This is a genomic window from Chryseobacterium rhizoplanae (genome assembly GCF_900182655.1).
GTDB classification, from domain to species: domain Bacteria; phylum Bacteroidota; class Bacteroidia; order Flavobacteriales; family Weeksellaceae; genus Chryseobacterium; species Chryseobacterium rhizoplanae.
On the sequence record NZ_FXTC01000002.1, the window covers coordinates 550,666 to 572,806 of the forward strand.

Sequence of the window (22,141 nt, forward strand, 5' to 3'; positions counted from 1 at the left end):
AATCAGCAGAAAATATACCAAATATTACATAAACTTATCTCCCTTCTTAAAGTTTTTTAAGTCAAGAACATAATCTTTTATAAGCTGGTCGTTATCCCGCGGGCAGATAAGAAGTGCTTTATCGGTATCTACAACAATGTAGTTTTCAAGACCGTCAATGATGACCGCTTTGTTATTATTTCTCAGACGGATAATGTTTCCTTTTGAGTTATAGGAAAGTAAATGTTTTAGCTTCACAGCATTTCCGTCTTTATCTTTTTCTGTATTTTCGTAAACAGAGGTCCATGTTCCCAGATCGCTCCATCCTAAATCTGATGGAATCACATATACATTTTTTGCTTTTTCCAAAATCCCGTTATCAATAGAGATTTTCTGAACTTTTGGATAAATAGTTTCAATACAGTTGTTTTCCTTTTCAGAATTGTATTCGCAAGCCATAAAATGCTGCATCATCTCAGGAAGATAAAGGTCAAAAGCATGGTGAATACTTTTTACATTCCAAATAAAAATACCTGCATTCCAAAGGAAGTCACCACTTTCCAGGAAGCTTTGGGCAATTTCAAGAATAGGCTTTTCTGTGAATGTTTTCACTTTAAAATAGTCAGAACCCTTCTTTTCTACAAATTGAATGTAACCGTAGCCCGTATCAGGCCTTGTTGGAGTAATTCCTAATGTTACCAGATAATCATGTTTTGAAGCTACCTCAAATGCCAGCTCCACTTTTTCCAAAAATACATCCTCTTTAAGGATCAGGTGATCTGCCGGAAGCACAATCATTGTAGCATCCGGATTGATCTCAGCAATCTTATTGGCCATGTATAAGTTACATGCAGCCGTATTTTTCATAAGCGGTTCTCCCACAATGTTTTCTTCAGGAATCTCCGGAAGCTGCTGATGGGAAAGAGCCACATACTCTTTATTCGTAATCACGAATATTTGCTCTTTAGGAATTACCTTGCTGATTCTGTCATAGGTCTGCTGAATCATAGTACGCCCGGTACCTAAAATATCCTGAAACTGTTTTGGAAATTTCTGCGTGCTCATCGGCCAGAACCGGCTCCCGATTCCTCCCGCCATTATAACGCAGTATCTATCTGATTTTAACATTCTTAACTACATTTTTCTACCCTGGCTAATGGCTTGAAAGAATACTTCCTTCCAGTAGCCAGGTTCTTACAAAGATAGTTTTTTTTAACCAGACCTTCTAATAAATACTTTTCGTTGCGGTATATAAAAAACTCCCCCTTCTGAAGTTCCTCGATAAAATGAAGAGTATCATCTTGTTTCTCAGTATGAAAATACCTTACCAGATCAGGGCTGGCCATGAAGTTGGCTTTGGGCGATTTTGAAAATTTTATAATGATAGGTTTTAACTCTTCATCATAAATTTCAAGACTTTCAAGAAGCATATTTCTGAAGGTTTCTTTCCATTCATTGCCATGGGGAGAGATTTTTCGTCCATATTTTTCAAACGCAATCAGGTGTGCAAGCTCATGGGTCAGTACAAAGAAAAAAAGTTGCGGGGTAAGCGTGGAGTTTACCGTTATTTCATGGGAATTGTCCGGAAGTTTTCTGTAATCTCCCAGTTTTGAATTCCTGTTTCTAGTAACCTTTATATGTATATAGTAATCTGAAAACCAGTTTCTTAAATATTTAAGAGTATTGTTTTTAGGTAAATATTTTTCTAATGATTGAATTGGCATTTTACAAACTTAATGGAATTCCTGCATAGAAATTCAATAGTTTAAGACTAAAAAGATAATTATATTTTGCCTGCGCTACTGATCCCTGTGCATTTGCATAATTATTTCTCGCTACATTGACGTCATAAATGGTTGTTCTTCCTGCAGCATAACTTTTGTCAGCAAAATCAAGAGCCAGTTTAGAACTTTTTTCTGCTTCCACAGCTGCAAGATAGTTTTCATAATTGGCATCGGCATCAAACTGAGCTTTCTGTACATTTTGTCTTACCGTTTGTTTCTGCTGCTCAAGGGTAATTTTACTAACACTTTCATTTAATTTGGACTGCTCAACCTGTAGTTTTGTTTTTCCTTTATTGAAGATAGGAATATTAAGTGACAATCCAACATTTTGTCCAAACTGATCTTTATATTGTTCAAAAAAAGTTCCCTGTACAACTCCCTGAGGAACATTAAATTGCTTATTATAGAAAGTGTTAAGACCGGCACTCGCTGTTAAAGTAGGCCAGAATGCTGTTTTGCTTACCTCAGTTTGTGCTTCGGCAGATCTTATCCTGCTTTCCGCTGCTTTTATCTGAGGCTGCACATCATAGGCTTTTGTAAGAACATCATCAGCAGTTATCAACTGGGATTCTAATGTTTCAGGAATCTCTACGTTTTCCACATCAAAATCCTTATAATCTGAAAGTTGCAAAAGCTGAGCGATTGCAAACAGAGCTCTTCCTACGTTAACCTCTGCTGTCTTAAGATTTTGTTTTTCTCTCGCCCAGGCTGCATCGGCTTCCGCTAAAACAGTCTGTGCAGTAGTCCCGACCTGAGTGGTGATCTGTGCTCTGTCACGCTGTTTTTTAGCATTTTCTACAGCGCTTTGAGAAATCTTCACAATTTCTTTGTTCAGTAAGGCGGTTAAATATTGTTGCGCTATTTGTACTGAGATATCATTTTTGATGGCTTCAATATCATATTGGCTGGCTTCTACATCAAACTGGAGTTTTCTTACATTCTTCTCCAATCTCCCGTTATTATAGACCAAAACATCGGCACCTACACCAACACTGTTATTGAATCTGTCGTTTCTATAGCTTCCTGCTCCTAAAGATCCTTGTCCGAAACTCACTCCAGTAGTAACACTCCCCGATACGGAAGGCAAATAGTCTTTTTTGGCCGCTTTAAGGTTGTATTCCTGGTTTTCTTTAGTATACTGATTTTGGATAACCTGAAGATTATGCTCCACTGCATAGCTTACGCATTCTTTTAAGGACCATTTCTTCTGAGCGCTTAAACCCAGATAACCTAATCCAAAAACGATGATCCAAACTTTTTTCATATTATGTAGATGTTTATTTGTTTTTAATGGTCATATGGAATCGTGTTATCTTCATCAGTATTGTAAATGCAAATCACAGCGACTTCATATTAAGATTTTTCAATATTAGACGAATTAAATATAAAAAAGTTACAGATTGAAAAATTATATTTTTTTTTAAGAAAACTTTTGGGAATTTTGCACCATGACAAATGAACAATATCAGGAAGCTATTGACTGGCTTTTCGTGCAGATGCCCAACTATCAGATAGATGGACAGAAGGCTTATAAACCCGGGCTTGACAATATTACAAAGCTTTGTGCTTTCTTTGGAAATCCACAGGATAAAATAAAATGTATCCATATCGGCGGGACCAACGGAAAGGGCTCTTCAAGCAATATGCTCGCATCCGTTCTCCAGGAGGCTGGTTATAAAACCGGATTATACAATTCTCCTCACCTGATAGACTTTACGGAACGCATTAAGGTTAACGGAAAAAACTGTAATAAAGAATTTGTCTTTGAGTTTATTCAAAAATTAAGAACACTTCCGGAAGATATCCGTCCTTCTTTCTTTGAATTTACCACAATCATGGCTTTTGAATATTTTTATCAGCAACAGGTAGATTTTGCCATTATTGAAGTCGGATTGGGAGGAAGACTGGATTCAACAAATATTATTAAACCCCTGATCTCTGCGATTACAAATGTTCAGCTGGATCATCAGAATATTTTGGGAGATACCATTGAAGAAATTGCCACTGAGAAAGCGGGAATTATTAAAAATAATATCCCTGTTATTTCAGGTGACGAGAATGAAGCTGTCAAAAATATCATCCGAGAGAAAGCGATTAAAGAAAATGCACCGTTTATCGATGCTACTCTTATTCATACAGACCTTGAATCTGATCTGAAAGGAAATTACCAGAAGAAAAATATCAGAGTTGTACTGGCCGCAGTAGAAGAATTAAGAAAACTGGAAGTACATATTTCTGAAGAAGATCTTGAAAACGGACTCCTTCATGTTCATCAGAATACCGCATTCATTGGCCGTTGGTTTGAATTTTCAAAAAATCCGCTTACAATTTGTGATACGGGACACAATCAGGCTGGCTTGGAGTATGTTTTTTCACAATTAAATTCAATTAATAGGCATAAGCATGTCATTTTGGGGTTTGTGAATGACAAAAAAATAGATGATGTGATGAAATTACTTCCTGGAAATTCTGAGTTCTATTTTGCAAAACCATCTGTCAGCAGAGGAAGACACCCGGAAGATTATGAAAATCTGCTTCAGGAGGCGAAAATTTTTTATGAAATTTTTGATTCTGTACAGGAAGCCTATCTTGCTGCAAAAGAACGATGTACAAATGAAGAAATGATTTTTATCGGCGGAAGCAACTTTGTAGTGGGAGATTTTTTAGAAAAAAATTTGGAGATTAAAGAATAAGTCGTATATTTGCACCACTCTAAACAAGAGAACAAGTCTAGAGGGTTCTTAGCTCAGTTGGTTCAGAGCATCTGGTTTACACCCAGAGGGTCGGGGGTTCGAATCCCTCAGGACCCACAGAAAAGGAAACGAAACCTTTCAAAAAAATTCGGGTTCTTAGCTCAGTTGGTTCAGAGCATCTGGTTTACACCCAGAGGGTCGGGGGTTCGAATCCCTCAGGACCCACAAAAATCTCTCAAGAAATTGGGAGATTTTTTTATTTTATTTCTAAGCTATTTAAGAGTACTTCCTGCATTTCTTCTCATATTTATTTACCTTTGTCTGCGACTGAATTTGCCTGACGTGAAGGAACTCCATATCATATCATTCAATTATCCCTACCCTCCTTCTTATGGCGGGATCATTGATGTGTATTATAAGATCAAAGCTCTATCTGACCTGGGAATAAAAATCCACCTTCATTGCTTTGTAGACAAAATTCCTGTAAAGATTGATCCGGAAGTTGAGGAAAGTACTGAAAATGTCTTTTTTTATGAAAAGAAAAAGAATCCGCTCCTCTACTTTTCAGAAATTCCTTTTGCTGCTGTAATAAGAGATTCTGATCTCCTACTTAAAAATCTGGAAAAGATCGATGCTCCTATATTATTTGAAGGGCTGCAGACAACATCCGTCATCAGATTTCTGAAAAATAACAGGCGTGAACTATATCTCCGCCATCACAACAACGAAGCAGAATATTATAAAGGTCTTTCAATATCAGAAAAAAACATCTTCAAAAAGATTGTTTACAGAATTGAATCTTTAAAGTATAAAGAATATCAGAAAAAGCTTTTAAAGAAGTTTGAAGCGGTATTCTGTCTGTCTGAAAAGGAATATAATGAAGTAGAAACTTATTCGAAAAACGCACAGTTAATCCATATTTTCCATGGCAATCAATCGGTAAAGCAACTTGATAAAAAAGGAAATTATTTTCTTTTTCATGGAGACCTTACCACGGCTGATAACAAAAGAGCACTGGTTGAAACTATTGATTTATTTAAAACACTTCCACAGTATAAACTTGTTGTTGCCTCCGACCGCGCTGGTGAAGATATTAAAAAGAGGATTTCAGCGGTTAAAAATATCACCCTCACTCCTATCCTTACCACGGAAAACCTTCACCATCTTCTGGAAAATGCCCATGCCAACATCCTGATTTCCTACCAGAATTCAGGAACCAAGGTGAAACTTTTCAACACCCTTTACAACAGTCGTTTTGTGATTATTAATGGAAATATTACAGATGATCCTGCTTTGACGGATTTATGTCTGTATGGGGCTGATATGGCCGAAATTCGCCAACAGATTATCACCTCAGCAGAAAAAGATTATAATGATTCTGAAAAGAGAAAGGAAATCTTAGAAAAAACACATTCGGACCATGCTAAGGCCGAAGAGATGGTAAAGATTATTTTTAAAAATTAACCCTGTCTATCACCTTCTGGATATTAAACTCTTCAAGACAAGCCCAATCTCCTCTGTAGCACTCTTTATCTCCAAAAACAGAACATGGCCTGCAGGTAAGGTCTTTTACCTGAACAACATCTTCTTCACTCTGCCCGAATCCTAAAAATCCGGCATAGGGATGAGTAGCTCCCCAAATAGAAACACATCTTGTTCCTACAAGACTCGCAAGGTGCATATTCGCAGAATCCATGGAAATCATCAGTTCCAGCCCGGCAATATGATTCAGTTCTTCGGTAAGATTTAATTTTCCGGCAAGATTTTTTGTATTAGGAATCTCGCTTTCCCATCTTTCAAGGGTTTCAGTTTCTTTTTTACCTCCACCAAAGAAATATACCGTATGTTTCTGAGCCAGGATTCTGACCAGTTCATAGGATTTTTCCAGAGGAAGCATCTTTCCTTTGTGTTGGGCAAAAGGGGCAAAGCCAATTCCTGATTTTTGTTCCGAAGTCGGTCTGAGTTGATGTGAAAGTTCAACCTTGAATCCCATTTTACGAAATACGTCTGCGTAACGCTCCACGGTTTTCTTCAGCTGTACTTTCTCAAGGTTCCATACATCTGTGAGGTGTTCTTTCTCCTCTTTACCCTTATCTATTTTGAAAACTTTAAGTCCTTTTCTTCTATATATTCTGTCTAAAACTTTGGTCCGGATTACGTCATGAAGGTTGGCAATACAATCCGGATTAAACTCCCGAATTAGTTCATTGCTCAATTTCCTCAATCCAAAGAGACCTTTATAGTCATCAAGATCAATTCCTTTGAAAGTCACATTGGGAATTTCCGCAAACAGCGCTTCGAAATTCTTTCTGGACACCATAATAATCTCCACACCGGGGTTCTGCTCCAGAAATTCTCTGAAAACAGGTACAGTCATCGCAACATCTCCGAATGCGGAAAAACGATATGCTAAAATTTTTGTCACGGCTATGATTTCAGTTGGTAAGCAACTGCATAAAACTTGATCTGTTTGGTCATTGCCATCAATCCATTAGCTCTGGATGGCGAAAGAAATTCCTGCAATCCTATTTCCCCGATAAAATCAAAATCAGAATCCAGAATTTCCTGAGTGGAATGTCCGCTATAAATACTTACTAAAAGAGAAACGATTCCTTTGGGTAAAATACCGTCAGAATCTGCATTAAAGAAAAGTTTCCCATCTTTAAATTCAGCATCGATCCAAACTTTACTCTGGCAGCCTTTAATCAGATTTTCTTCCGTTTTTCTATCTTCCGGTAAGCCTTTCAGTTCTTTTCCGAGATCAATAATATACTCGTACTTTTGCTCCCAATCTTCAAGAAAAGCGAATTCGTCGATTATTTCCTGCTGTTTTTCTTTAATGGTCATTTTTAATAAAATTTCTTTTGCAAAGATAACCAATTTTGTAAAATTTATTATCGGGATGCTTTTTCAAAAAGCTGAAGGATTTTTGTTTCCTCATTCTCCCAACAAAATACATCTGCAGCTTTGTTAAGTTCGCTCTGATAATACAGTCTTCCTCTTTCAAGAACAAGGTTAACCGCTTTTTCAATAGTTTCAGGTTTGTGATCCGAAACAATTTCTCCTACATTGAATTGATTTCTTATCCGCTGCATCTCCGGGAAATTAATCATAACAAGCGGTACTCTGGACTGAATGTAGTCACAAACTTTATTGGGTAAAGAATAATAATAGCTGACCCCGTTATTTTCTTCAAGACTGAAACCCATATCTGCTGTTTTGGTTACTTCTCTCAGGTTTTCGGGCTTCAGTTTACCAAGGAAAAAGACTTTGTCCTGCAGCTTTTCCTGAATGACAAGTTCTTCATATGCTTTTTTCTTCGGTCCGTCACCAGCGATTTTCAGAACGGCATCTTTAATATGATGCATGGCGGCAATCATTTTTTCAATTCCTCTGGACTGGTTAATGGCTCCCTGATACAGAATAATTTTAGGATGGTTTTCAGGAATTTCAGGAGCGGAAAGAATTTTTCTCGGGATATTTCTGACAACTACCGGATTGACATTATATTTTTCGTGAAACCATTCAGCGTAGCTTTCACTTTCTGTCATCATAAATTTCACATGAGGAACCAGCTTTCTTTCCAGCACCCTCCAGAATTTTTGTGAAAACCTTTTTTGTACCGATGGCATTTCCGTGAAAATTTCATGACTGTCAAAGACCAATGGGATGTTCAGTTTTTTGGCAATGAGATAATTTGGCAGAAGTGCATCAATATCATTGGCATGAAGGATAGTATCTTTGTCAGCTTTTTTCTTAAGTTCATGGTATAATTTCCAGTTGAACTCAAAATAAGCTGTCTTTAGGCTTTTTGACGAAAGTCCAATTCTTGAAAAAGGATAAGGACGTTCCATTTTCTCATTTCCTTCCCAATCGTTTCCGATCAGTTCAATGGGATATCCGTTGTCAAAAAGGGTTTTGCATACCTTCTCTATTCGCTGATCGGTATACAAACTGCTAAAGGCAGACACTAGTATTTTTTTCTTCATTAATTTTTCTTGTCTAATATTAAATAATAGATCTGAATGAAACAAATGAGCCCGTTTGGAATGATAACCGGCCAAAGCATTCCATTGAAGATACCATAAATGACAAAACAAATACAGCCGATCATGTTGACTACTCTTATTTTTCTTACATCTTTCAGTATGAAACTCAATACGATAAAAAGAGATGCAGAATAGCCGACATAGGTGGTAATTTCAGTATTCATGGGGAAAATTTAAGGATAACAAACTTAATCATTTTCAATAAGATAATAAAATTTTTTCTGCCATAAAGTCATTAATTGATTTTTGGTAAAATATTTGTAATTTAGATAATGAATAAAAGGTAATGTTGCCTTTGTTCTAATGAGATATATTATGGATTATAAGTTTTCACAAGGTTTGAGCCAGGTGTTCAAACAAAGCAAAAGCGAAGCTAAACGGCTGAAAAGTGAATTTCTTAATACAGAACATCTACTTTTAGGTATTATAAAAACGGAAAACTCTGCAAAAGAAATCCTTCAAAACCTTAATGCGGATTTAACACAAATCAGAAGAAAAATTGAAACTTTAAATACAGCAAGTCTAAATCCTATTTCTGAGGAGGTTACCAATATTTCTTTCACCAAGATGGCAGATCATGCCATTAAGCGTGCGGAGTTAGAATGCCGACAATATAAAAGCAATGAAATTAATACCGTTCACCTGCTTTTAGGTATTCTTTATAAATATGAGGACCCTACTTCAAATATTCTGGGAGCTTATGACATCGACTATGAAGGAGTTTCAAGAGAATACCAGACTATGCTTAAAAATTCAGGCCAGTCTCCACAGATGAGTGCTTATGACGATGATGATGAGAGAGAAGAATTTGAGCAAATGAGAAAGCCTACAGGAAATCTAGGTTCTGCAAAAAGTAAAACGCCTACTTTGGATAACTTTGGTAGAGACCTTACTTCTTTGGCAAGGGATGGAAAACTGGACCCGGTAATCGGCCGTGAAAAAGAAATTGAGAGAGTTTCTCAGATCTTATCACGTAGAAAGAAAAACAACCCTCTTCTTATCGGAGAGCCGGGAGTTGGTAAATCTGCCATTGCTGAAGGTTTAGCATTAAGAATTCAACAGAAAAAAGTGTCAAGAGTTCTTTATGGAAAACGTGTGATCACTCTGGATCTGGCAAGTTTAGTCGCCGGAACTAAATACCGTGGTCAGTTTGAAGAAAGAATGAAGGCGATCATGACAGAGCTGGAAAAAAACAGAGATGTCATCTTATTTATTGATGAGCTTCATACAATTGTAGGAGCAGGAAGTTCTACTGGAAGTTTAGATGCTTCCAATATGTTCAAACCTGCTTTGGCAAGAGGTGAAATTCAATGCATCGGGGCAACGACTCTGGATGAATACCGTCAGTATATTGAGAAAGACGGTGCTTTAGAAAGAAGATTCCAGAAAGTAATGGTGGAGCCTACTTCTATTGATGAAACCATTCAGATTCTGAACCAGATCAAAGATAAGTATGAAGAGCACCACAATGTAATTTATACTCCTGAAGCCATCACTGCGTGTGTGAATCTGACATCAAGATATATTACAGACCGTTTCTTACCGGACAAAGCTATTGATGCAATGGACGAAGCCGGATCCCGTGTTTACATCAAGAACATGAAAGTTCCTACCGAAATCATTGATTTTGAAAAGAAAATCGAAGATATTAAAGAACTGAAACAGAAAGCTGTAAAAGCTCAGGATTACCTTGAGGCAAGAAAGCTTAAAGATGAGGAGGAACGTCTTCAGATGGAACTAAATTCAGCCCAGGAAAAATGGGATAAAGATGTAAAGGAGAAAAAAGAAACCGTAACGGAAGAAAATGTAGCAGAAGTGGTTTCTATGATGAGTGGAGTTCCAGTAACGAAAGTTGGCAAGAACGAGCTTGATAAGCTTGCCCAGATGGATGAAAAACTGAACGGAAAAGTAATTGGTCAGGAAGATGCTGTGAAAAAGGTTGTGAAAGCAATTCAAAGAAACAGAGCAGGTCTTAAAGATCCAAACCGTCCTATCGGTACATTTATTTTCCTTGGAACAACCGGGGTTGGTAAAACCGAGCTTGCTAAAGTAATGGCGAGAGAATTATTTGAATCCGACGAGTCTCTGATCAGAATTGACATGAGTGAATACATGGAGAAATTCGCCGTATCAAGATTAGTAGGTGCGCCTCCGGGATACGTAGGATATGAAGAAGGTGGTCAGCTGACTGAAGCGGTAAGAAGAAAACCTTATGCTGTGGTTCTTTTGGATGAGATTGAAAAAGCTCACCCGGATGTATTCAATATTCTGTTGCAGATCCTTGATGAAGGACACGTTACAGACAGCTTAGGCAGAAAAATCGACTTCAGAAATACGATTATCATTCTTACTTCCAATATCGGAACCAGAGATCTTAAAGACTTTGGAGATGGTGTAGGATTCGGAACTTCAGCTAAAAAGACAAGCTCAGATACAAGAGCGAGAAGCACTATTGAAAGTGCCCTTAAGAAAGCATTTGCTCCTGAATTCTTAAACAGAATTGATGACATTGTGATCTTCAACTCTCTTGTTCAGGATGATATCAAGAAAATCATTGATATTGAATTGAACAAATTGTATGGCAGACTTGAAAAATTAGGATATAAAGTTGACTTAACTGAAGATGCTAAAAACTTCATTTCTGAAAAAGGATGGGATAAAGACTTCGGTGCAAGACCATTGAAACGTGCCATCCAGAAATACATTGAAGACTTATTGGCAGAAATGCTGGTAAACAAGCAATTGAATGAAGGAGAAACCGTAGTTCTTGACCTTAATGAGGCTAAAGACGGACTGATTGGAAAAACGCAGAAGGCGAAAAAATCAGCTGCTGAGAAATCTTCTCAGTCTTAATTGAATAAATAATTTAATTTCAATAGAAAAGCACCGGAATTTTTCCGGTGCTTTTTGTTTTATAAGTTTTTGGCTAAAGCCAATTATATTGAATATTGTATTGAACTCCAAATACCTTTGTGGCTTAACGTTATAAGGTTTGGCTGAAGCCTAATGAATGTTGTTCTTTTGATTAAACGGGCTAAAGCCCGTTCCTATTGATAAATCAGGCATTAAAGTCCCACCACAAATCCGATATTCGGGATCAGGCCGCTTGAAAACACACTGGAATTCTGTTTCCAGAGTACATTATACATTAATCCAAGCTGCATAAAAGAATTATTCCCGATTCTTTGCATATATCCTCCTCCAAGATACAATGCATTTTCTTCTGTATTGTATTTATAATCATAGTATTTATCTTTATAATCAACAAAATAATGCTGATAGTTTGCCCCCACATAAAATGATCGGGCAAAATAATAATTCACAAAGGGTCCTACTCCAAACATGGTAGATTTATAATAGTCGGAAGTCTGCCAGGATACACTTCCTATAACTCCTGCTTCAAGATCATCCGTAAGCCTGTAACCCACTCTTGGGGAAGCAGACAGATTAAAAGCACTGTTACTCCCGAATCCTAATCCGATTCCTCCTCCAAATGTCCATTTGCTGTTTTCCTGCACCGGAGTTCCTACTGAAACCTGGGAAAACACTGACCCTGAGATGATCAGCATCATTGAAATAATAATTTTTTTCATATGTAGATATATTTTGTTGTGATGATATTATATGCTTCTATCTTTGTTAATAGTACGCTATAAGGGCAATTACGATTAACATCGTTTTTATCAATGTTTAAAATTATGGTTTTTTTACGACATTATTAATTGTACTTTTGCCGCATCAAACTAAGAACTCCCGTTAAGAGTTTCGTAAAATTGAAATACAATGAAAGTAGTAGTAGGCCTCTCCGGAGGTGTAGATTCTAGTGTTACAGCATATTTGCTGCAGCAGCAAGGCCATGAAGTAGTGGCTTTATTCATGAGAAACTGGAACGATGCTTCCGTAACATTAGAAGATGAATGTCCCTGGATTGAGGACAGTAATGATGCCCTTATGGTGGCACAAAAGCTTGGAATTCCTTTCCAGGTGATCGATATGAGTGACCTTTATAAGGAACGTATTGTTGATTATATGTTTGCCGAATACGAAAAAGGAAGAACTCCCAACCCGGATGTATTGTGTAACAGAGAAGTAAAATTCGACGTATTTATGAAGACGGCGATGTCTTTGGGTGCAGATAAGGTAGCAACCGGACATTATGCAAGAGTAAACTCTACTTTTGACGAGAACGGGAAAGAAATTTTCCATCTTCTTGCCGGAAAAGACAACAATAAAGATCAGTCTTATTTCCTTTGTCAGCTGAGCCAGGATCAACTTTCAAAAGCATTATTCCCTATCGGTGAACTTACAAAACCTCAGGTAAGAGAAATCGCAAAGGAGATCGGATTGGTAACCGCTGATAAAAAAGATTCTCAGGGATTGTGTTTTATCGGGAAAGTGAGCCTGCCGCAGTTTTTACAGCAGCAATTAAAACCTAATGAAGGAGAAATTGTAGAAATTTTCAAAGATTCACCTTTATTTTCGGAAGAAAAACCTGAGTTCGCTTCTAAAGAAGAAGAACTTGAGTTTTTATCCAGAAAAATCAATTATAAAAAATCTGACGGAAAAGTAATCGGGAAACATCAGGGAGCCCAGTTTTTTACCATCGGACAAAGCCGCGGCCTTGGAATAGGCGGGCACAAAGAAAGCTGCTTTATCATCTCAAGGGAGATGGAAAACAATATCATTTTCGTGGGAGAAGGAAGTCATTTCCCTGGTCTTCACAAAAAAGCACTGAAAATTGATAATTCTGAACTGCACTGGGTTCGTGAAGATATGAAACTTCAGAATGGAGAAGCTATGGAAGTAATGGCCAGATTCCGATACAGACAGTCTCTACAGAAAGCCACTTTGTATCAGTTTGAAAGTGCATTATATATTGAGTTTGATGAACTTCAGTCTGCTATTGCGGAAGGACAGTTTGCTGCCTGGTATATTGATGATGAACTTATCGGAAGCGGTGTGATTGCGTAAGGGATGTGAGGTTCGCGTTTCGGGATTGTGGAATTAGATATCGGAAATTTTAAAATAAAATATTTTTAAATTTTCTGTAACGTTTTTTTAGTTGTCTTACTTACTGAGTAAATAACAATAAAAAATTACTATGAAAACAACTACAAGAAACCGCTATGCTTATGCAAATAATATCCTGATCACAATTGTATCTGCAGTTTTTGGCTATAATTTCTATCAGTCAATTGTATATCCGGAAAAGTCAAATATCGCTATCAGCCTTATTTTGGTGGTAATTACCTCCGTTATGGTTCGAAAATATGGCTACAGCCCTATAAAAGAAAAAAAGTAAGAGATTTGATCTCAATACCTTATTATAAAGCCCGGAACAGTTTTGTTTCGGGTTTCTTTTTTATGAAACAATTACTTTATCTTTTTGTTGATATGGCTCATGATAAGAAACACTGACACAATACATTCCAGAATTAAAATCATAATGAGAAATCCAACGGGCTTTCCCAACATGATTCCTCTTATCAGCTTTACAGTTCCCAGTAAAAAAATGAAGCCTGTGAAATACAATGTAATTTTCGAAATGGCTTCTCTCAAGGAATTTAAAATAAAAACTGAAGCATAGAATCCGAGAACCAGGATGAAATAAAATTTCAGAAAATCCGGTCCTTTAATAATAATGGGATTCAATGTCTGACAGGCTGCCATAAGCCACATAAAGCTTACTACAACAGGAGCTAAGTGAATGATTAGCTTTTTCATATTGATTATTTTTTTATCCTCCACATCCCCCACAACCACCGCAGCCTCCGCCACAACCACCTCCACAGCTTGATCCTCCACAGCTTCCGCCACCTCCTCCATCACTGCTTTGCTTATCCTTTCTATTGGGATCAGAGATTTCACGATCCCCGATGATTGAGGTTATTGTCCCCAGAATAAAAATAATGGCAAAAACCACTGCTGTGACCAACAATCCAGTGAAACCACCTCCTTCTGTGCAGGAGAACAGCAGCAGTAAAATAAAGATCGGAGCAAAAAAGGCCATCTTTCTCATCCAGCGCTTTACTTTAGATTCTTTCTTTTTCCCTTTCCAGATTTCTTCAGGTGCTTCCTGCTGAAATATGTTTCTGTAACCAGACAGAGTATCTTCAAACCAGTTCTCATGTTTCACTCTTTCTGTGTTTCCACCCTGAGAAGGATAATGATGAAGTGCCCTTTTTAAAATATTCGGGCAGAACTCTTCCCAATAATTCTGGGTATAGATCAGATGCATATGCCATACTTTATCCACTATTTCGCTGGGAGAAGCTCCATGAGGAAGAATGCAGCAGAGATAGACAAACTTTTTATATTCTTCAATTGCTTTTTTTGCGAAATCAAGGCTCCAGTTTTCTTCTTTTGCAAGCTTTTTTGAAAAAGGAAAAGCAGCGCCGGGAGCATCCAGAGAAAATCCCTGTATACGGTTCCAGAGGGATTCATCTTTTAATAACATTCTTGTTTCCATTGTTTTAAATTTTGTTTTTCTATTCAAATATCAATGGATTTTAAAATATAAAAGTCCCTCAAAAGTCTTTTTTAGTTTGATAAAAATCTTAAATTAGTCTTATAAAACTAAAATTAATCTGACCCTAAAAAATAAACAGATGAAAAAGGAAGATATACTGCATCTTGAAAAGCTGATGAATTTCTTAAGCCGTCACTTTTTAAAGAAAAATCACTGGGAAGATGTCACCAAAACAGAATGGTCTTACATCAGTGCAGAACTCAATGATCTCATTATCAACGATTACTCAGAGAAAGAAATAAAAAAAGAACCGGATCTTCTGGGAAGCAATTACCTGTATGAACACCTGATCATCAATAAACTAAAAAAATTCAGGCAGAATGAAAATGCTGTTCTCAGCAGGCCCAATCTTGCAAAATTGAGTCATATTGTCAAAGTTCTGGGCTACTCCAATTATATAGACTTCATCAATTCTACTACGGAATCTTTCAATTTTAATGATCTCAGGATTGAGATGAATAATGTAACCCTGAATACGACTCTTTTAGATCGTCTGGTGGGCTGTTGGTATTCTTATAACAGAAATCTACCTGACAATCCTTTAATGGCAAAAGAAGACCGCATATGGCGATCTGCAATGGAAATTTATAAGTCAGAAACAACCGGAGAGTATTTTATCGAACGAAGCGGTGGTGACCAGCATAAATACTTTGGCAAGGTAACCGCATATTCAGATTATGTTTTCATCATCATGAACAGTAATACTTTTATCCGTCAGCGGCATTTTATCTCAAGAATAAAAGACATTAAAGAAAAACTTAAGAATCCGGACTATAAACTCCACGAAATCCATTTCATAAGCACCTGCATCAGCTTCAATCAGGAACCGATAGCTTTGTTTGAAATCTTCAGGAAAGCAGACAGAAAGAACTTTATTTCCGACTCCATCAGCTTCCCCATTGACAGCGATGAAATTCCGGAATCTATCCTTAAACAGCTTGAAGACACTGAATCTAACAGAATAGATTACAGATAATTACCCCCTTTAAAATAAAAAATTAAGTAGATGGTTTCTTGCCATGTAGACATCTGTTGCCTCGGAATAATACTGTTCAGATCTTTCTTATGTCTAGAATATATTTAACTCTTAAAAATCAACCTATTACAATAATAATTTTCTAAATTGATAGTTCTAAATATGAACCCTTCAGTTATCTTGCTATGGAATATTATGAATTGTATGAAATTTTGAAAAGTCATTTTGATTCCGGAAAAGACAGGGTTGAACTCAAGGAATTGAATGTAACGATTGAATCTGTTCCTTTTGAATCGAAGGTTTCCGATCTGCTCTATGGTTCGGAACATCAACATTGCAGTAAACATCAGCAATCACTGGAAATCAATGAAAAAGGTTATTTATTTTATGGTCAGCCTGTCGTAGACATCAAGGATTTCGATATTGAATGCAATAAAAGGTTTACCTATTATATCCTGAAAAATGCAGATATAGAAACCGCCAAAGGATGTATCTTTTTCTTTCATGGCCTGAACGAAAAGAAATGGGACAAATATCTGCCTTGGGCATATGAACTTGCCCAGAGAACACAAAAAGCTGTTATTCTCTTTCCTATTGCTTTTCATATGGATCGTGCAGTACCCATCTGGAGTGACCGCCATCACATGATGGAAGTGGTTCGTCTCAGGAAGAAAAAATATCCGGAAAATATGAATTTCTCCTATGTGAATGCTGCCATAAGCTCAAGACTGGAAGCCCATCCTCAAAGGATATTCTGGTCCGGACTGCAGACTTATTCTGATATTACTGAAGTGGTGAAAGACATTAAAAACAATAAAATAAAAGGAATTTCCCCGGAAGCAGATCTGGATTTATTTGGCTACTCTATTGGGTCTTTTCTTTCAATGATCATTAAAATGGCAGATCCCAACCATTACTTTACCCGGTCTAAAGTTTTCTGCTTTTGTGGAGGAATGACCATTGACCGCATGTTTCCGGTCTCCAAATACATCATGGATACGCAGGCTACTATTAAAATGCAGTCAGTCTTCACAGAGTTGCTGAGTTCTGATTTTAAGTCAGATACCCGTTTGAAACATTATCAGAATGAAGACCTTCATCCACAGGAAAGCTGGTTCAAAAAAATGCTCCGCTACAATTATTTTCAAAAGGAAAGGGAAGAAAGAATTCATGAAATTCAGTCCCAGATAAAAGCGTATGTATTGGAAAAAGACAGTGTTGCCCCTCCAATAGAAGCGTTGAATACTTTACGTGGAGGCTACAGGAACATCAATGTAGAGGTGGAAATCAAAGATTTCCCGTTTGAATATTCCCATATGGTTCCGTTTCCTCTTGCTCACAAGCATAAGAAAGAAGTTACGGAAGCTTTTCACCAGTTTGTACAATCAGCCAGCAACTTTTATAACTCCTGATTATTACTTTTTCAGGTATAGAAAAGGGAAAGGAACAGTTTAAAAATCAATAATATAAGATCCATGGTATTTGTTTTTGTATGATGGGGAAGTTAAAATCCTTCCTTGTTGATCAACTGACCAGCCAATCTTTGAAATCTTTGACGCGGTCTCTGCTTACCGTAATTTCTTCCTCAGGCTGAAATTCCATATCCACTTTATAGTAAGGTGATGTATGGATATTTTTAATATAATCTGAACTGACAATAAACTGTCTGTTTACCCGGAAAAACTTTTTCTCATCCAGAACGTCTTCCAGCTCATCAAGCGTAAAATCTGATGGATAGGTACGCTCTTCCGTCTGAAGATAAACGATTTTATTCTCACTGAAAAAACAGCTTATTTCCTGGGTTTGGATAATTTTAAGATTATACCCGATTTTTACCAGTACTCTGGACAGCGTAGATTTCTCTTTTCTGATCAGCTGTTTGATATCCTGAGAACCATTTGTGTTGTTGGCAGGAATAAAGGATTTAAACTTCTCTATTGCGCCTTCCAGATCTTCATCAAGAATGGGTTTTAAAAGGTAATCGATGCTGTTCAGCTTAAAAGCTTTCAGGGTATACTGATCAAAAGCTGTGGTATAGATGATAAACCCTTTTGTCGGAATTTTTTCAAAGATGTCGAAAGACAACCCGTCACCTAAAACAATATCAGAAAATATCAGTTGCGGATGTTCATTTTCAGAAAACCAGGCTACACCTTCTTCTACTGATTCTATTTTTGCAACGATCTCAATTTCAGGAAAATTATTCAGCATACGTTCTAACTTCCTTGAAGCAGGTTTTTCATCTTCTATAATGACAGTCTTGATCATTGAGCTTTAATTTTGGTTTTTAGATTTTAGGAAATAAAGTTAGATAAAAGCGGGCATATTTTAATATTTTATCAACTTTTTCTCCTTCTCAAGCTCTTTTTCAATCATATTTCTTTCCCATTCGGAATCAAAAAGAAACAGTTTTACGGCTTTGATAAGGATAATAAATCCCCAGATCCCAAGGATGGTGTATCTGTCAAATAATCGAAAATTAATCATCTTTTCGCCAAAAATATCATCAGGAATGATAAGAACAGCAAAAATGGCAAATATAAAAATGCTTTTATAGAATTTTCTGATGTTCTTTGTTCTTTCGCTTGCAGTTTCGTAATCCATGATCGTGTACGTTTTTTATTATCAATATTATTAGAATGTTTTTATTTTACTTTTTTCCTCTTTCTCCATCAGCTCTTTTATCTTTTTTTCTTCCCAGCTTTTTCCAATTCCGAATACGTTTATTGCATGAAACGTAATTCCTATTCCCCAGCCCAGCATTGGCCATAAAAACCATAAGTATCCCGGAGCAGTCATAAGGTTCAGTATTGCCAGAAATGGAATCACAATACAATAAGAAGTAAGATTTCCATAAAACTCTTTTAATTCTTTTACTCTTCTGGATGCCTTTCTGTAAGCGATCGTTTCTTTATTTGGTAAAATTTCCATAATGTTTTGTTTTTAAAAGGTTAATTTGCTTTTTCTTGAGTCAAAGGTAGGTCAGGAAAAGGGCTCAAATCAATTTTATATTACCGAATGGTAGATTATGCTATCCGAATCGTAAAAACAGGTAATTAATAGATAAACGGGATCAGTTTCTTTGTACTTTTTCTGTATTCAAGATACTCATCACCGAACTGTTCTACCAAAGCCTGCTCTTCGATCTTAATCCTGTAGGCAAAAGCCAGAAACGGAGGTACAAAAGCAAAGATTAAAGACAGCCAGTTATTGAGATACAAACCCAAACCAAGAGAGGTCAGCAGAGAAAAAGCATACGAAGGATGTCTCAGGTATTTATAGAACCCTTCCTTTTTGATTTTATGATCCTGTCTGATGGTAACATCTACTGTAAAGTATTTTCCCAAAGATCTGATGATCATGTATCTGAAAATAATTCCGGTAAGAATGAGGAGTTCCCCAAGATAAAGAATCCAATTTCCGGCAGCAATTGTAAAATGAGTGTTATAAGAGATGAATATTGAACTCATGATAGAAAAAGGAATGGCAAGCCATAGAATATTCAAGGTTGATTTGTCTTTGTTCTTTTGATCTTCTTTACCGGATTTCAACATATTTTTGTAAAGAAATTCAGTGACAAACCAGGCACCCATTGAAATGTAGAACAAAGTTGATAAAGTATTCATTTTTAATGAGTTTTTAAAGTTAAAGTGTTTTGACTAAAAATTTGTAATCCCCTTACTGATCTTTCTGTTTATCCATCAGTTCTTTAATCTTATGATCTTCCCATTTCCTGACAAAATTAGCCCGAGGCAGAAAAACCGTAACAGCGTGTGCTGCAAGTCCTATTCCCCAGAAAGTGGCGGTAAAAAAGTTTTTAAACTGAAAATAACTTTCACCAGGTTTCAGGTTCATACAATTATAGACCACGATCATGGCATTCACCGCGATATAAGCGAATAAATGCGCGTAAAAACCCCGTAATCTTTCCACCTGTCTTCTGGCACGCTGATATTCAATATCATTTTCGTCAAATCTTTCCATCGCTTTATTTTTTTTGTTTGTTCATAATTTCACGAATCTTCTTTTCCTGCCATGATTCTCCTACTCCAAACACCTGAAATGCATGGGAAGCAACCCCAATTCCCCAACCCAGTACCGGAAACCAGAACCAGTGTGTTCTGCTGCTCGTAAAAAGGTTGATAAAGATTAGAAAAGAACATACCGTACAATAAGAGATCAGGTTTTTATAAAATCCTTTAATTTCTTTTACTCTCTTCTGTGCTCTTTTGTAAGCTTCAGACTCATCTTCAGGTTCCGAGCTGGCAATATGAGGCTTAGCTAATAGCATCGGAAGTTTTACTTTAAAATGATCCTCTGACTTTTCTATAAATACATTTCGATCCGTAAGCAGAGAATAACGCTGTACAATATTCGATAGCCCAATTCCTGAGCTCTCTTTGATCTGTTCTCTTACCTGTAAATTATTTTCAATACAAAGTATGTTTCCGGCTGAAAAAATTTTTATAACCAAAGGTTTTGATGACGTAGCAAAATTATGTTTGATACAGTTTTCCAACAGCAGCTGCAAAGCCAGCGGAACCACATATTTCTGGTAATCTTCCTCGGCAACATCAAATGTAAAATCTACGCTGTCTTCAAACCTCGTTTTCAAAAGGTCACAATAGGTTCTGGCAAATTCTATCTCATCTTCCACCGTTACCAGCTCTTTATCTTTCTGTTCAAGTACATAACGGTAAATCTTTGACATTGAAGCGGTAAACTTCTGAGCCTGACGAGGATTTTCATCAATCAGTGAGCTTAGAACATTCAGAGAATTGAAAAGGAAATGAGGGTCCAGCTGGTTCTTTAAACTTTCAAACTGGGCATTTGCTGATTTCGCGATAAGCTTCTGCTCTACCACTTCTTTTCTGGAAGTCTTTTTAAGCTCTTCCATAAAGCCTTTTGCATGAAGGAAAGCAGAGATCAGAAGAGCAATATTGATCATGAACCAATTGGTTACGCCATATTTTGAAGAGAAAAATTCTTGTATGGTAGCCGTTTTCTGAATCACGACATAGTTCATATAATTACAGAAATAGACCAGAATAAAGTTCCCGATGATGATAGAAATAATACTTAATACCGCTCTCGTCCGGGTAGCTTCGGACCATGGGAATTTTCTGTTGAGAAATTCATTGATAAATCCGTTTCCAAATCCCAGCACAAAAGAATACATGGTTGAAAGAAGCAGCGTGATCAGAAAAGTACTGAATGTCTTTTCATCATTAAAAAACAAAAAGAAAAACAAAGTGGTTCCTAATGACGTCCAAAGTAATATTTTAAAGTATTTATGCTTCATGATCTGTTTTCTTGACTCAAAATTAGTTTTTATTAAAGGTATCAAAAATTAATTTTTACCGAAGGGCAGATTTTCTTTCCTGAATGGTATTAAAAAAACCTTCACGAATGAAGGTTTTTTTATTTGTAAAGTAGAGAAAGCACTATTTCGCTTTTTCTGCCTGAAGACTTAGGAAATAATCGGCTTCACCTCTTCCCCAGTTAGGATCTAAACCTGTTTTAGGTTTGTAGGTCTTAAATTTTGCCTGTGCATCTTTGAACATTTCCAATCCTTTGGTTTTACTTCCTCCGTACTGCTCTGGAGTAAAATAAACGTCTTCTGCTTTGATAAGGGCAATTCTTGGATTTGCCGGCTCTAATTTTTCTGCAGTATTAAGTTCTTCAGCAGCTCTGGCACCGTCTGTCATATACCGTTGTGCCGGATTTACCATCATTCTCAGGGAATAAGACATTTTTCTTAACAGGTGAATTTCTGCATTGTCTGCTCCGGCAAGATTCTGTGCCATTGACAGTTGTTTCTCAGCCTGATCTGCAATAGCATCCAGTTCCTGCATTTTTCCGTCTCTCATCAAGGTTCTTCCTTTCTGGATATAAGAAAATGCCGCATAGTATGCCGGAAGCCATTTTGTGCTTTCCTTGCTTCCAATTCTCTGGAAATCATTGGCCAGGGCCTGGAAATCTTCCGATGTTTTGCAGACTTCTATTCTTCCGATTTTTTCAGCCATTATTTTGTCATAATCTGCCTGTGCAAAAGCGGTTAAACTTACAAAAGCTAAAGCAAAGCTTAAAAGGTATTTTTTCATGATATCAAATTTTAAAAGTTAGTTTAT

24 protein-coding genes and 2 tRNA genes are annotated in these 22,141 nt (G+C 36.8%); 9 read left to right on the forward strand and 17 right to left on the reverse strand.

The window, feature by feature from the left end; translation table 11 throughout:
• Positions 1 to 24: 24 nt before the first annotated feature.
• From FN817_RS07780 to FN817_RS07790, 3 genes are read right to left on the reverse strand one after another with little or no spacing between them, the layout of a single operon-like run.
• Positions 25 to 1,107: a mannose-1-phosphate guanylyltransferase gene (locus tag FN817_RS07780; protein WP_228451503.1), complete on the reverse strand. Its 1,083-nt coding sequence runs from the start codon at positions 1,105 to 1,107 to the stop codon at positions 25 to 27.
• 2 nt (positions 1,108 to 1,109) lie between these two features.
• Positions 1,110 to 1,703 carry a SprT-like domain-containing protein gene (locus FN817_RS07785; RefSeq protein WP_142717436.1) on the reverse strand — a complete coding sequence of 198 codons (594 nt, stop codon included), beginning with the start codon at positions 1,701 to 1,703 and terminating at the stop codon, positions 1,110 to 1,112.
• A 1-nt stretch (position 1,704) separates the two neighbouring features.
• On the reverse strand, positions 1,705 to 3,027 hold the full coding sequence (locus tag FN817_RS07790) for a TolC family protein (protein ID WP_142717437.1): 1,323 nt from the start codon (positions 3,025 to 3,027) through the stop codon (positions 1,705 to 1,707).
• A 184-nt stretch (positions 3,028 to 3,211) separates the two neighbouring features.
• Here FN817_RS07790 and FN817_RS07795 point away from each other — a divergent pair, with 184 nt between their 5' ends.
• From FN817_RS07795 to FN817_RS07810, 4 genes are all read left to right on the forward strand, one after another.
• Complete coding sequence (locus tag FN817_RS07795) at positions 3,212 to 4,456, forward strand: bifunctional folylpolyglutamate synthase/dihydrofolate synthase (RefSeq protein WP_142717438.1); 1,245 nt, start codon at positions 3,212 to 3,214, stop codon at positions 4,454 to 4,456.
• Between the two features lie 42 nt (positions 4,457 to 4,498).
• Positions 4,499 to 4,573 (forward strand) — tRNA-Val (locus FN817_RS07800).
• Positions 4,574 to 4,606: 33 nt separating this feature from the next.
• Positions 4,607 to 4,681, forward strand: a tRNA-Val gene (locus FN817_RS07805).
• A 117-nt stretch (positions 4,682 to 4,798) separates the two neighbouring features.
• Positions 4,799 to 5,920, forward strand: a complete 1,122-nt coding sequence (locus tag FN817_RS07810) for a hypothetical protein (protein WP_142717439.1) — start codon at positions 4,799 to 4,801, stop codon at positions 5,918 to 5,920.
• On the opposite strand, the gene FN817_RS07815 is transcribed toward FN817_RS07810, so the two are convergent.
• The 4 genes from FN817_RS07815 to FN817_RS07830 are packed head-to-tail and all read right to left on the reverse strand — an operon-like array spanning position 5,910 to position 8,669.
• Complete coding sequence (locus FN817_RS07815; protein ID WP_142717579.1) at positions 5,910 to 6,833, reverse strand: glycosyltransferase family 9 protein; 924 nt, start codon at positions 6,831 to 6,833, stop codon at positions 5,910 to 5,912. The genes FN817_RS07810 and FN817_RS07815 overlap by 11 nt on opposite strands.
• A gap of 50 nt (positions 6,834 to 6,883) precedes the next feature.
• On the reverse strand, positions 6,884 to 7,303 hold the full coding sequence (locus tag FN817_RS07820; RefSeq protein WP_047422068.1) for a SufE family protein: 420 nt from the start codon (positions 7,301 to 7,303) through the stop codon (positions 6,884 to 6,886).
• Between the two features lie 47 nt (positions 7,304 to 7,350).
• Complete coding sequence (locus FN817_RS07825) at positions 7,351 to 8,445, reverse strand: glycosyltransferase (protein ID WP_142717440.1); 1,095 nt, start codon at positions 8,443 to 8,445, stop codon at positions 7,351 to 7,353.
• Positions 8,445 to 8,669, reverse strand: a complete 225-nt coding sequence (locus FN817_RS07830) for a uroporphyrinogen decarboxylase (protein WP_142717441.1) — start codon at positions 8,667 to 8,669, stop codon at positions 8,445 to 8,447. Before FN817_RS07830 ends, FN817_RS07825 begins: the two co-directional genes overlap by 1 nt.
• Positions 8,670 to 8,820: 151 nt before the next feature.
• Between FN817_RS07830 and FN817_RS07835 the strand changes: the two genes are divergently transcribed.
• A complete protein-coding gene (locus tag FN817_RS07835; protein WP_142717442.1) occupies positions 8,821 to 11,358 on the forward strand; it encodes an ATP-dependent Clp protease ATP-binding subunit in 2,538 nt (845 codons plus the stop codon).
• A 212-nt stretch (positions 11,359 to 11,570) separates the two neighbouring features.
• Here FN817_RS07835 and FN817_RS07840 read toward each other — a convergent pair whose 3' ends face one another.
• Positions 11,571 to 12,098: a hypothetical protein gene (locus tag FN817_RS07840; protein WP_142717443.1), complete on the reverse strand. Its 528-nt coding sequence runs from the start codon at positions 12,096 to 12,098 to the stop codon at positions 11,571 to 11,573.
• Positions 12,099 to 12,288: 190 nt separating this feature from the next.
• Here FN817_RS07840 and mnmA point away from each other — a divergent pair, with 190 nt between their 5' ends.
• Positions 12,289 to 13,476, forward strand: coding sequence for a tRNA 2-thiouridine(34) synthase MnmA (gene mnmA / locus FN817_RS07845; protein WP_142717444.1), 1,188 nt, complete (start codon positions 12,289 to 12,291; stop codon positions 13,474 to 13,476).
• A 130-nt stretch (positions 13,477 to 13,606) separates the two neighbouring features.
• On the forward strand, positions 13,607 to 13,807 hold the full coding sequence (locus tag FN817_RS07850; RefSeq protein ID WP_142717445.1) for a hypothetical protein: 201 nt from the start codon (positions 13,607 to 13,609) through the stop codon (positions 13,805 to 13,807).
• A 71-nt stretch (positions 13,808 to 13,878) separates the two neighbouring features.
• On the opposite strand, the gene FN817_RS07855 is transcribed toward FN817_RS07850, so the two are convergent.
• Together FN817_RS07855 and FN817_RS07860 are read right to left on the reverse strand one after the other, a co-directional pair.
• Entirely contained in the window at positions 13,879 to 14,229 is a 351-nt protein-coding gene (locus FN817_RS07855) for a hypothetical protein (protein WP_142717446.1), read from the reverse strand.
• Between the two features lie 13 nt (positions 14,230 to 14,242).
• Complete coding sequence (locus tag FN817_RS07860; RefSeq protein ID WP_142717447.1) at positions 14,243 to 14,974, reverse strand: glycine-rich domain-containing protein; 732 nt, start codon at positions 14,972 to 14,974, stop codon at positions 14,243 to 14,245.
• A 139-nt stretch (positions 14,975 to 15,113) separates the two neighbouring features.
• Between FN817_RS07860 and FN817_RS07865 the strand changes: the two genes are divergently transcribed.
• Together FN817_RS07865 and FN817_RS07870 are read left to right on the forward strand one after the other, a co-directional pair.
• Positions 15,114 to 16,010 (forward strand): hypothetical protein, encoded by an 897-nt coding sequence (locus FN817_RS07865; RefSeq protein ID WP_142717448.1) that lies wholly within the window; start codon positions 15,114 to 15,116, stop codon positions 16,008 to 16,010.
• Between the two features lie 185 nt (positions 16,011 to 16,195).
• Entirely contained in the window at positions 16,196 to 17,422 is a 1,227-nt protein-coding gene (locus FN817_RS07870; protein WP_142717449.1) for a DUF6051 family protein, read from the forward strand.
• A 112-nt stretch (positions 17,423 to 17,534) separates the two neighbouring features.
• Here the strand turns inward: FN817_RS07870 and FN817_RS07875 are convergent, their stop codons facing one another.
• The 7 genes from FN817_RS07875 to FN817_RS07905 form a co-directional block, all read right to left on the reverse strand.
• The gene (locus FN817_RS07875) at positions 17,535 to 18,278 is read right to left on the reverse strand and encodes a LytR/AlgR family response regulator transcription factor (RefSeq protein WP_142717450.1); all 744 of its coding nucleotides are present in this window, start codon (positions 18,276 to 18,278) and stop codon (positions 17,535 to 17,537) included.
• A gap of 60 nt (positions 18,279 to 18,338) precedes the next feature.
• Complete coding sequence (locus FN817_RS07880) at positions 18,339 to 18,614, reverse strand: 2TM domain-containing protein (protein ID WP_142717451.1); 276 nt, start codon at positions 18,612 to 18,614, stop codon at positions 18,339 to 18,341.
• Between the two features lie 30 nt (positions 18,615 to 18,644).
• Complete coding sequence (locus FN817_RS07885; protein WP_142717452.1) at positions 18,645 to 18,941, reverse strand: 2TM domain-containing protein; 297 nt, start codon at positions 18,939 to 18,941, stop codon at positions 18,645 to 18,647.
• 125 nt (positions 18,942 to 19,066) lie between these two features.
• Positions 19,067 to 19,636 carry a methyltransferase family protein gene (locus tag FN817_RS07890; protein ID WP_142717453.1) on the reverse strand — a complete coding sequence of 190 codons (570 nt, stop codon included), beginning with the start codon at positions 19,634 to 19,636 and terminating at the stop codon, positions 19,067 to 19,069.
• A gap of 52 nt (positions 19,637 to 19,688) precedes the next feature.
• Positions 19,689 to 19,994 (reverse strand): 2TM domain-containing protein, encoded by a 306-nt coding sequence (locus FN817_RS07895; protein WP_142717454.1) that lies wholly within the window; start codon positions 19,992 to 19,994, stop codon positions 19,689 to 19,691.
• Positions 19,995 to 19,998: 4 nt separating this feature from the next.
• Complete coding sequence (locus tag FN817_RS07900) at positions 19,999 to 21,312, reverse strand: 2TM domain-containing protein (RefSeq protein ID WP_142717455.1); 1,314 nt, start codon at positions 21,310 to 21,312, stop codon at positions 19,999 to 20,001.
• A 142-nt stretch (positions 21,313 to 21,454) separates the two neighbouring features.
• Positions 21,455 to 22,114 carry a hypothetical protein gene (locus tag FN817_RS07905; protein WP_142717456.1) on the reverse strand — a complete coding sequence of 220 codons (660 nt, stop codon included), beginning with the start codon at positions 22,112 to 22,114 and terminating at the stop codon, positions 21,455 to 21,457.
• Positions 22,115 to 22,141: the final 27 nt, after the last annotated feature.

Bases quoted from the DNA above. Each gene is read 5' to 3' on its own strand.
- FN817_RS07895 (WP_142717454.1), bottom strand. From the start codon at position 19,994: ATGGAAAGATTTGACGAAAATGATATTGAATATCAGCGTGCCAGAAGA.
- FN817_RS07870 (WP_142717449.1), top strand. From the start codon at position 16,196: ATGGAATATTATGAATTGTATGAAATTTTGAAAAGTCATTTTGATTCC.
- FN817_RS07905 (WP_142717456.1), bottom strand. From the start codon at position 22,114: ATGAAAAAATACCTTTTAAGCTTTGCTTTAGCTTTTGTAAGTTTAACC.
- FN817_RS07890 (WP_142717453.1), bottom strand. From the start codon at position 19,636: ATGAATACTTTATCAACTTTGTTCTACATTTCAATGGGTGCCTGGTTT.
- FN817_RS07840 (WP_142717443.1), bottom strand. From the start codon at position 12,098: ATGAAAAAAATTATTATTTCAATGATGCTGATCATCTCAGGGTCAGTG.
- FN817_RS07795 (WP_142717438.1), top strand. From the start codon at position 3,212: ATGACAAATGAACAATATCAGGAAGCTATTGACTGGCTTTTCGTGCAG.
- FN817_RS07835 (WP_142717442.1), top strand. From the start codon at position 8,821: ATGGATTATAAGTTTTCACAAGGTTTGAGCCAGGTGTTCAAACAAAGC.
- FN817_RS07830 (WP_142717441.1), bottom strand. From the start codon at position 8,669: ATGAATACTGAAATTACCACCTATGTCGGCTATTCTGCATCTCTTTTT.
- FN817_RS07820 (WP_047422068.1), bottom strand. From the start codon at position 7,303: ATGACCATTAAAGAAAAACAGCAGGAAATAATCGACGAATTCGCTTTT.
- FN817_RS07865 (WP_142717448.1), top strand. From the start codon at position 15,114: ATGAAAAAGGAAGATATACTGCATCTTGAAAAGCTGATGAATTTCTTA.
- FN817_RS07815 (WP_142717579.1), bottom strand. From the start codon at position 6,833: ATGACTGTACCTGTTTTCAGAGAATTTCTGGAGCAGAACCCCGGTGTG.
- FN817_RS07880 (WP_142717451.1), bottom strand. From the start codon at position 18,614: ATGGATTACGAAACTGCAAGCGAAAGAACAAAGAACATCAGAAAATTC.
- FN817_RS07875 (WP_142717450.1), bottom strand. From the start codon at position 18,278: ATGATCAAGACTGTCATTATAGAAGATGAAAAACCTGCTTCAAGGAAG.
- FN817_RS07900 (WP_142717455.1), bottom strand. From the start codon at position 21,312: ATGAAGCATAAATACTTTAAAATATTACTTTGGACGTCATTAGGAACC.
- mnmA (WP_142717444.1), top strand. From the start codon at position 12,289: ATGAAAGTAGTAGTAGGCCTCTCCGGAGGTGTAGATTCTAGTGTTACA.
- FN817_RS07825 (WP_142717440.1), bottom strand. From the start codon at position 8,445: ATGAAGAAAAAAATACTAGTGTCTGCCTTTAGCAGTTTGTATACCGAT.
- FN817_RS07885 (WP_142717452.1), bottom strand. From the start codon at position 18,941: ATGGAAATTTTACCAAATAAAGAAACGATCGCTTACAGAAAGGCATCC.
- FN817_RS07860 (WP_142717447.1), bottom strand. From the start codon at position 14,974: ATGGAAACAAGAATGTTATTAAAAGATGAATCCCTCTGGAACCGTATA.
- FN817_RS07785 (WP_142717436.1), bottom strand. From the start codon at position 1,703: ATGCCAATTCAATCATTAGAAAAATATTTACCTAAAAACAATACTCTT.
- FN817_RS07855 (WP_142717446.1), bottom strand. From the start codon at position 14,229: ATGAAAAAGCTAATCATTCACTTAGCTCCTGTTGTAGTAAGCTTTATG.
- FN817_RS07790 (WP_142717437.1), bottom strand. From the start codon at position 3,027: ATGAAAAAAGTTTGGATCATCGTTTTTGGATTAGGTTATCTGGGTTTA.
- FN817_RS07850 (WP_142717445.1), top strand. From the start codon at position 13,607: ATGAAAACAACTACAAGAAACCGCTATGCTTATGCAAATAATATCCTG.
- FN817_RS07780 (WP_228451503.1), bottom strand. From the start codon at position 1,107: ATGTTAAAATCAGATAGATACTGCGTTATAATGGCGGGAGGAATCGGG.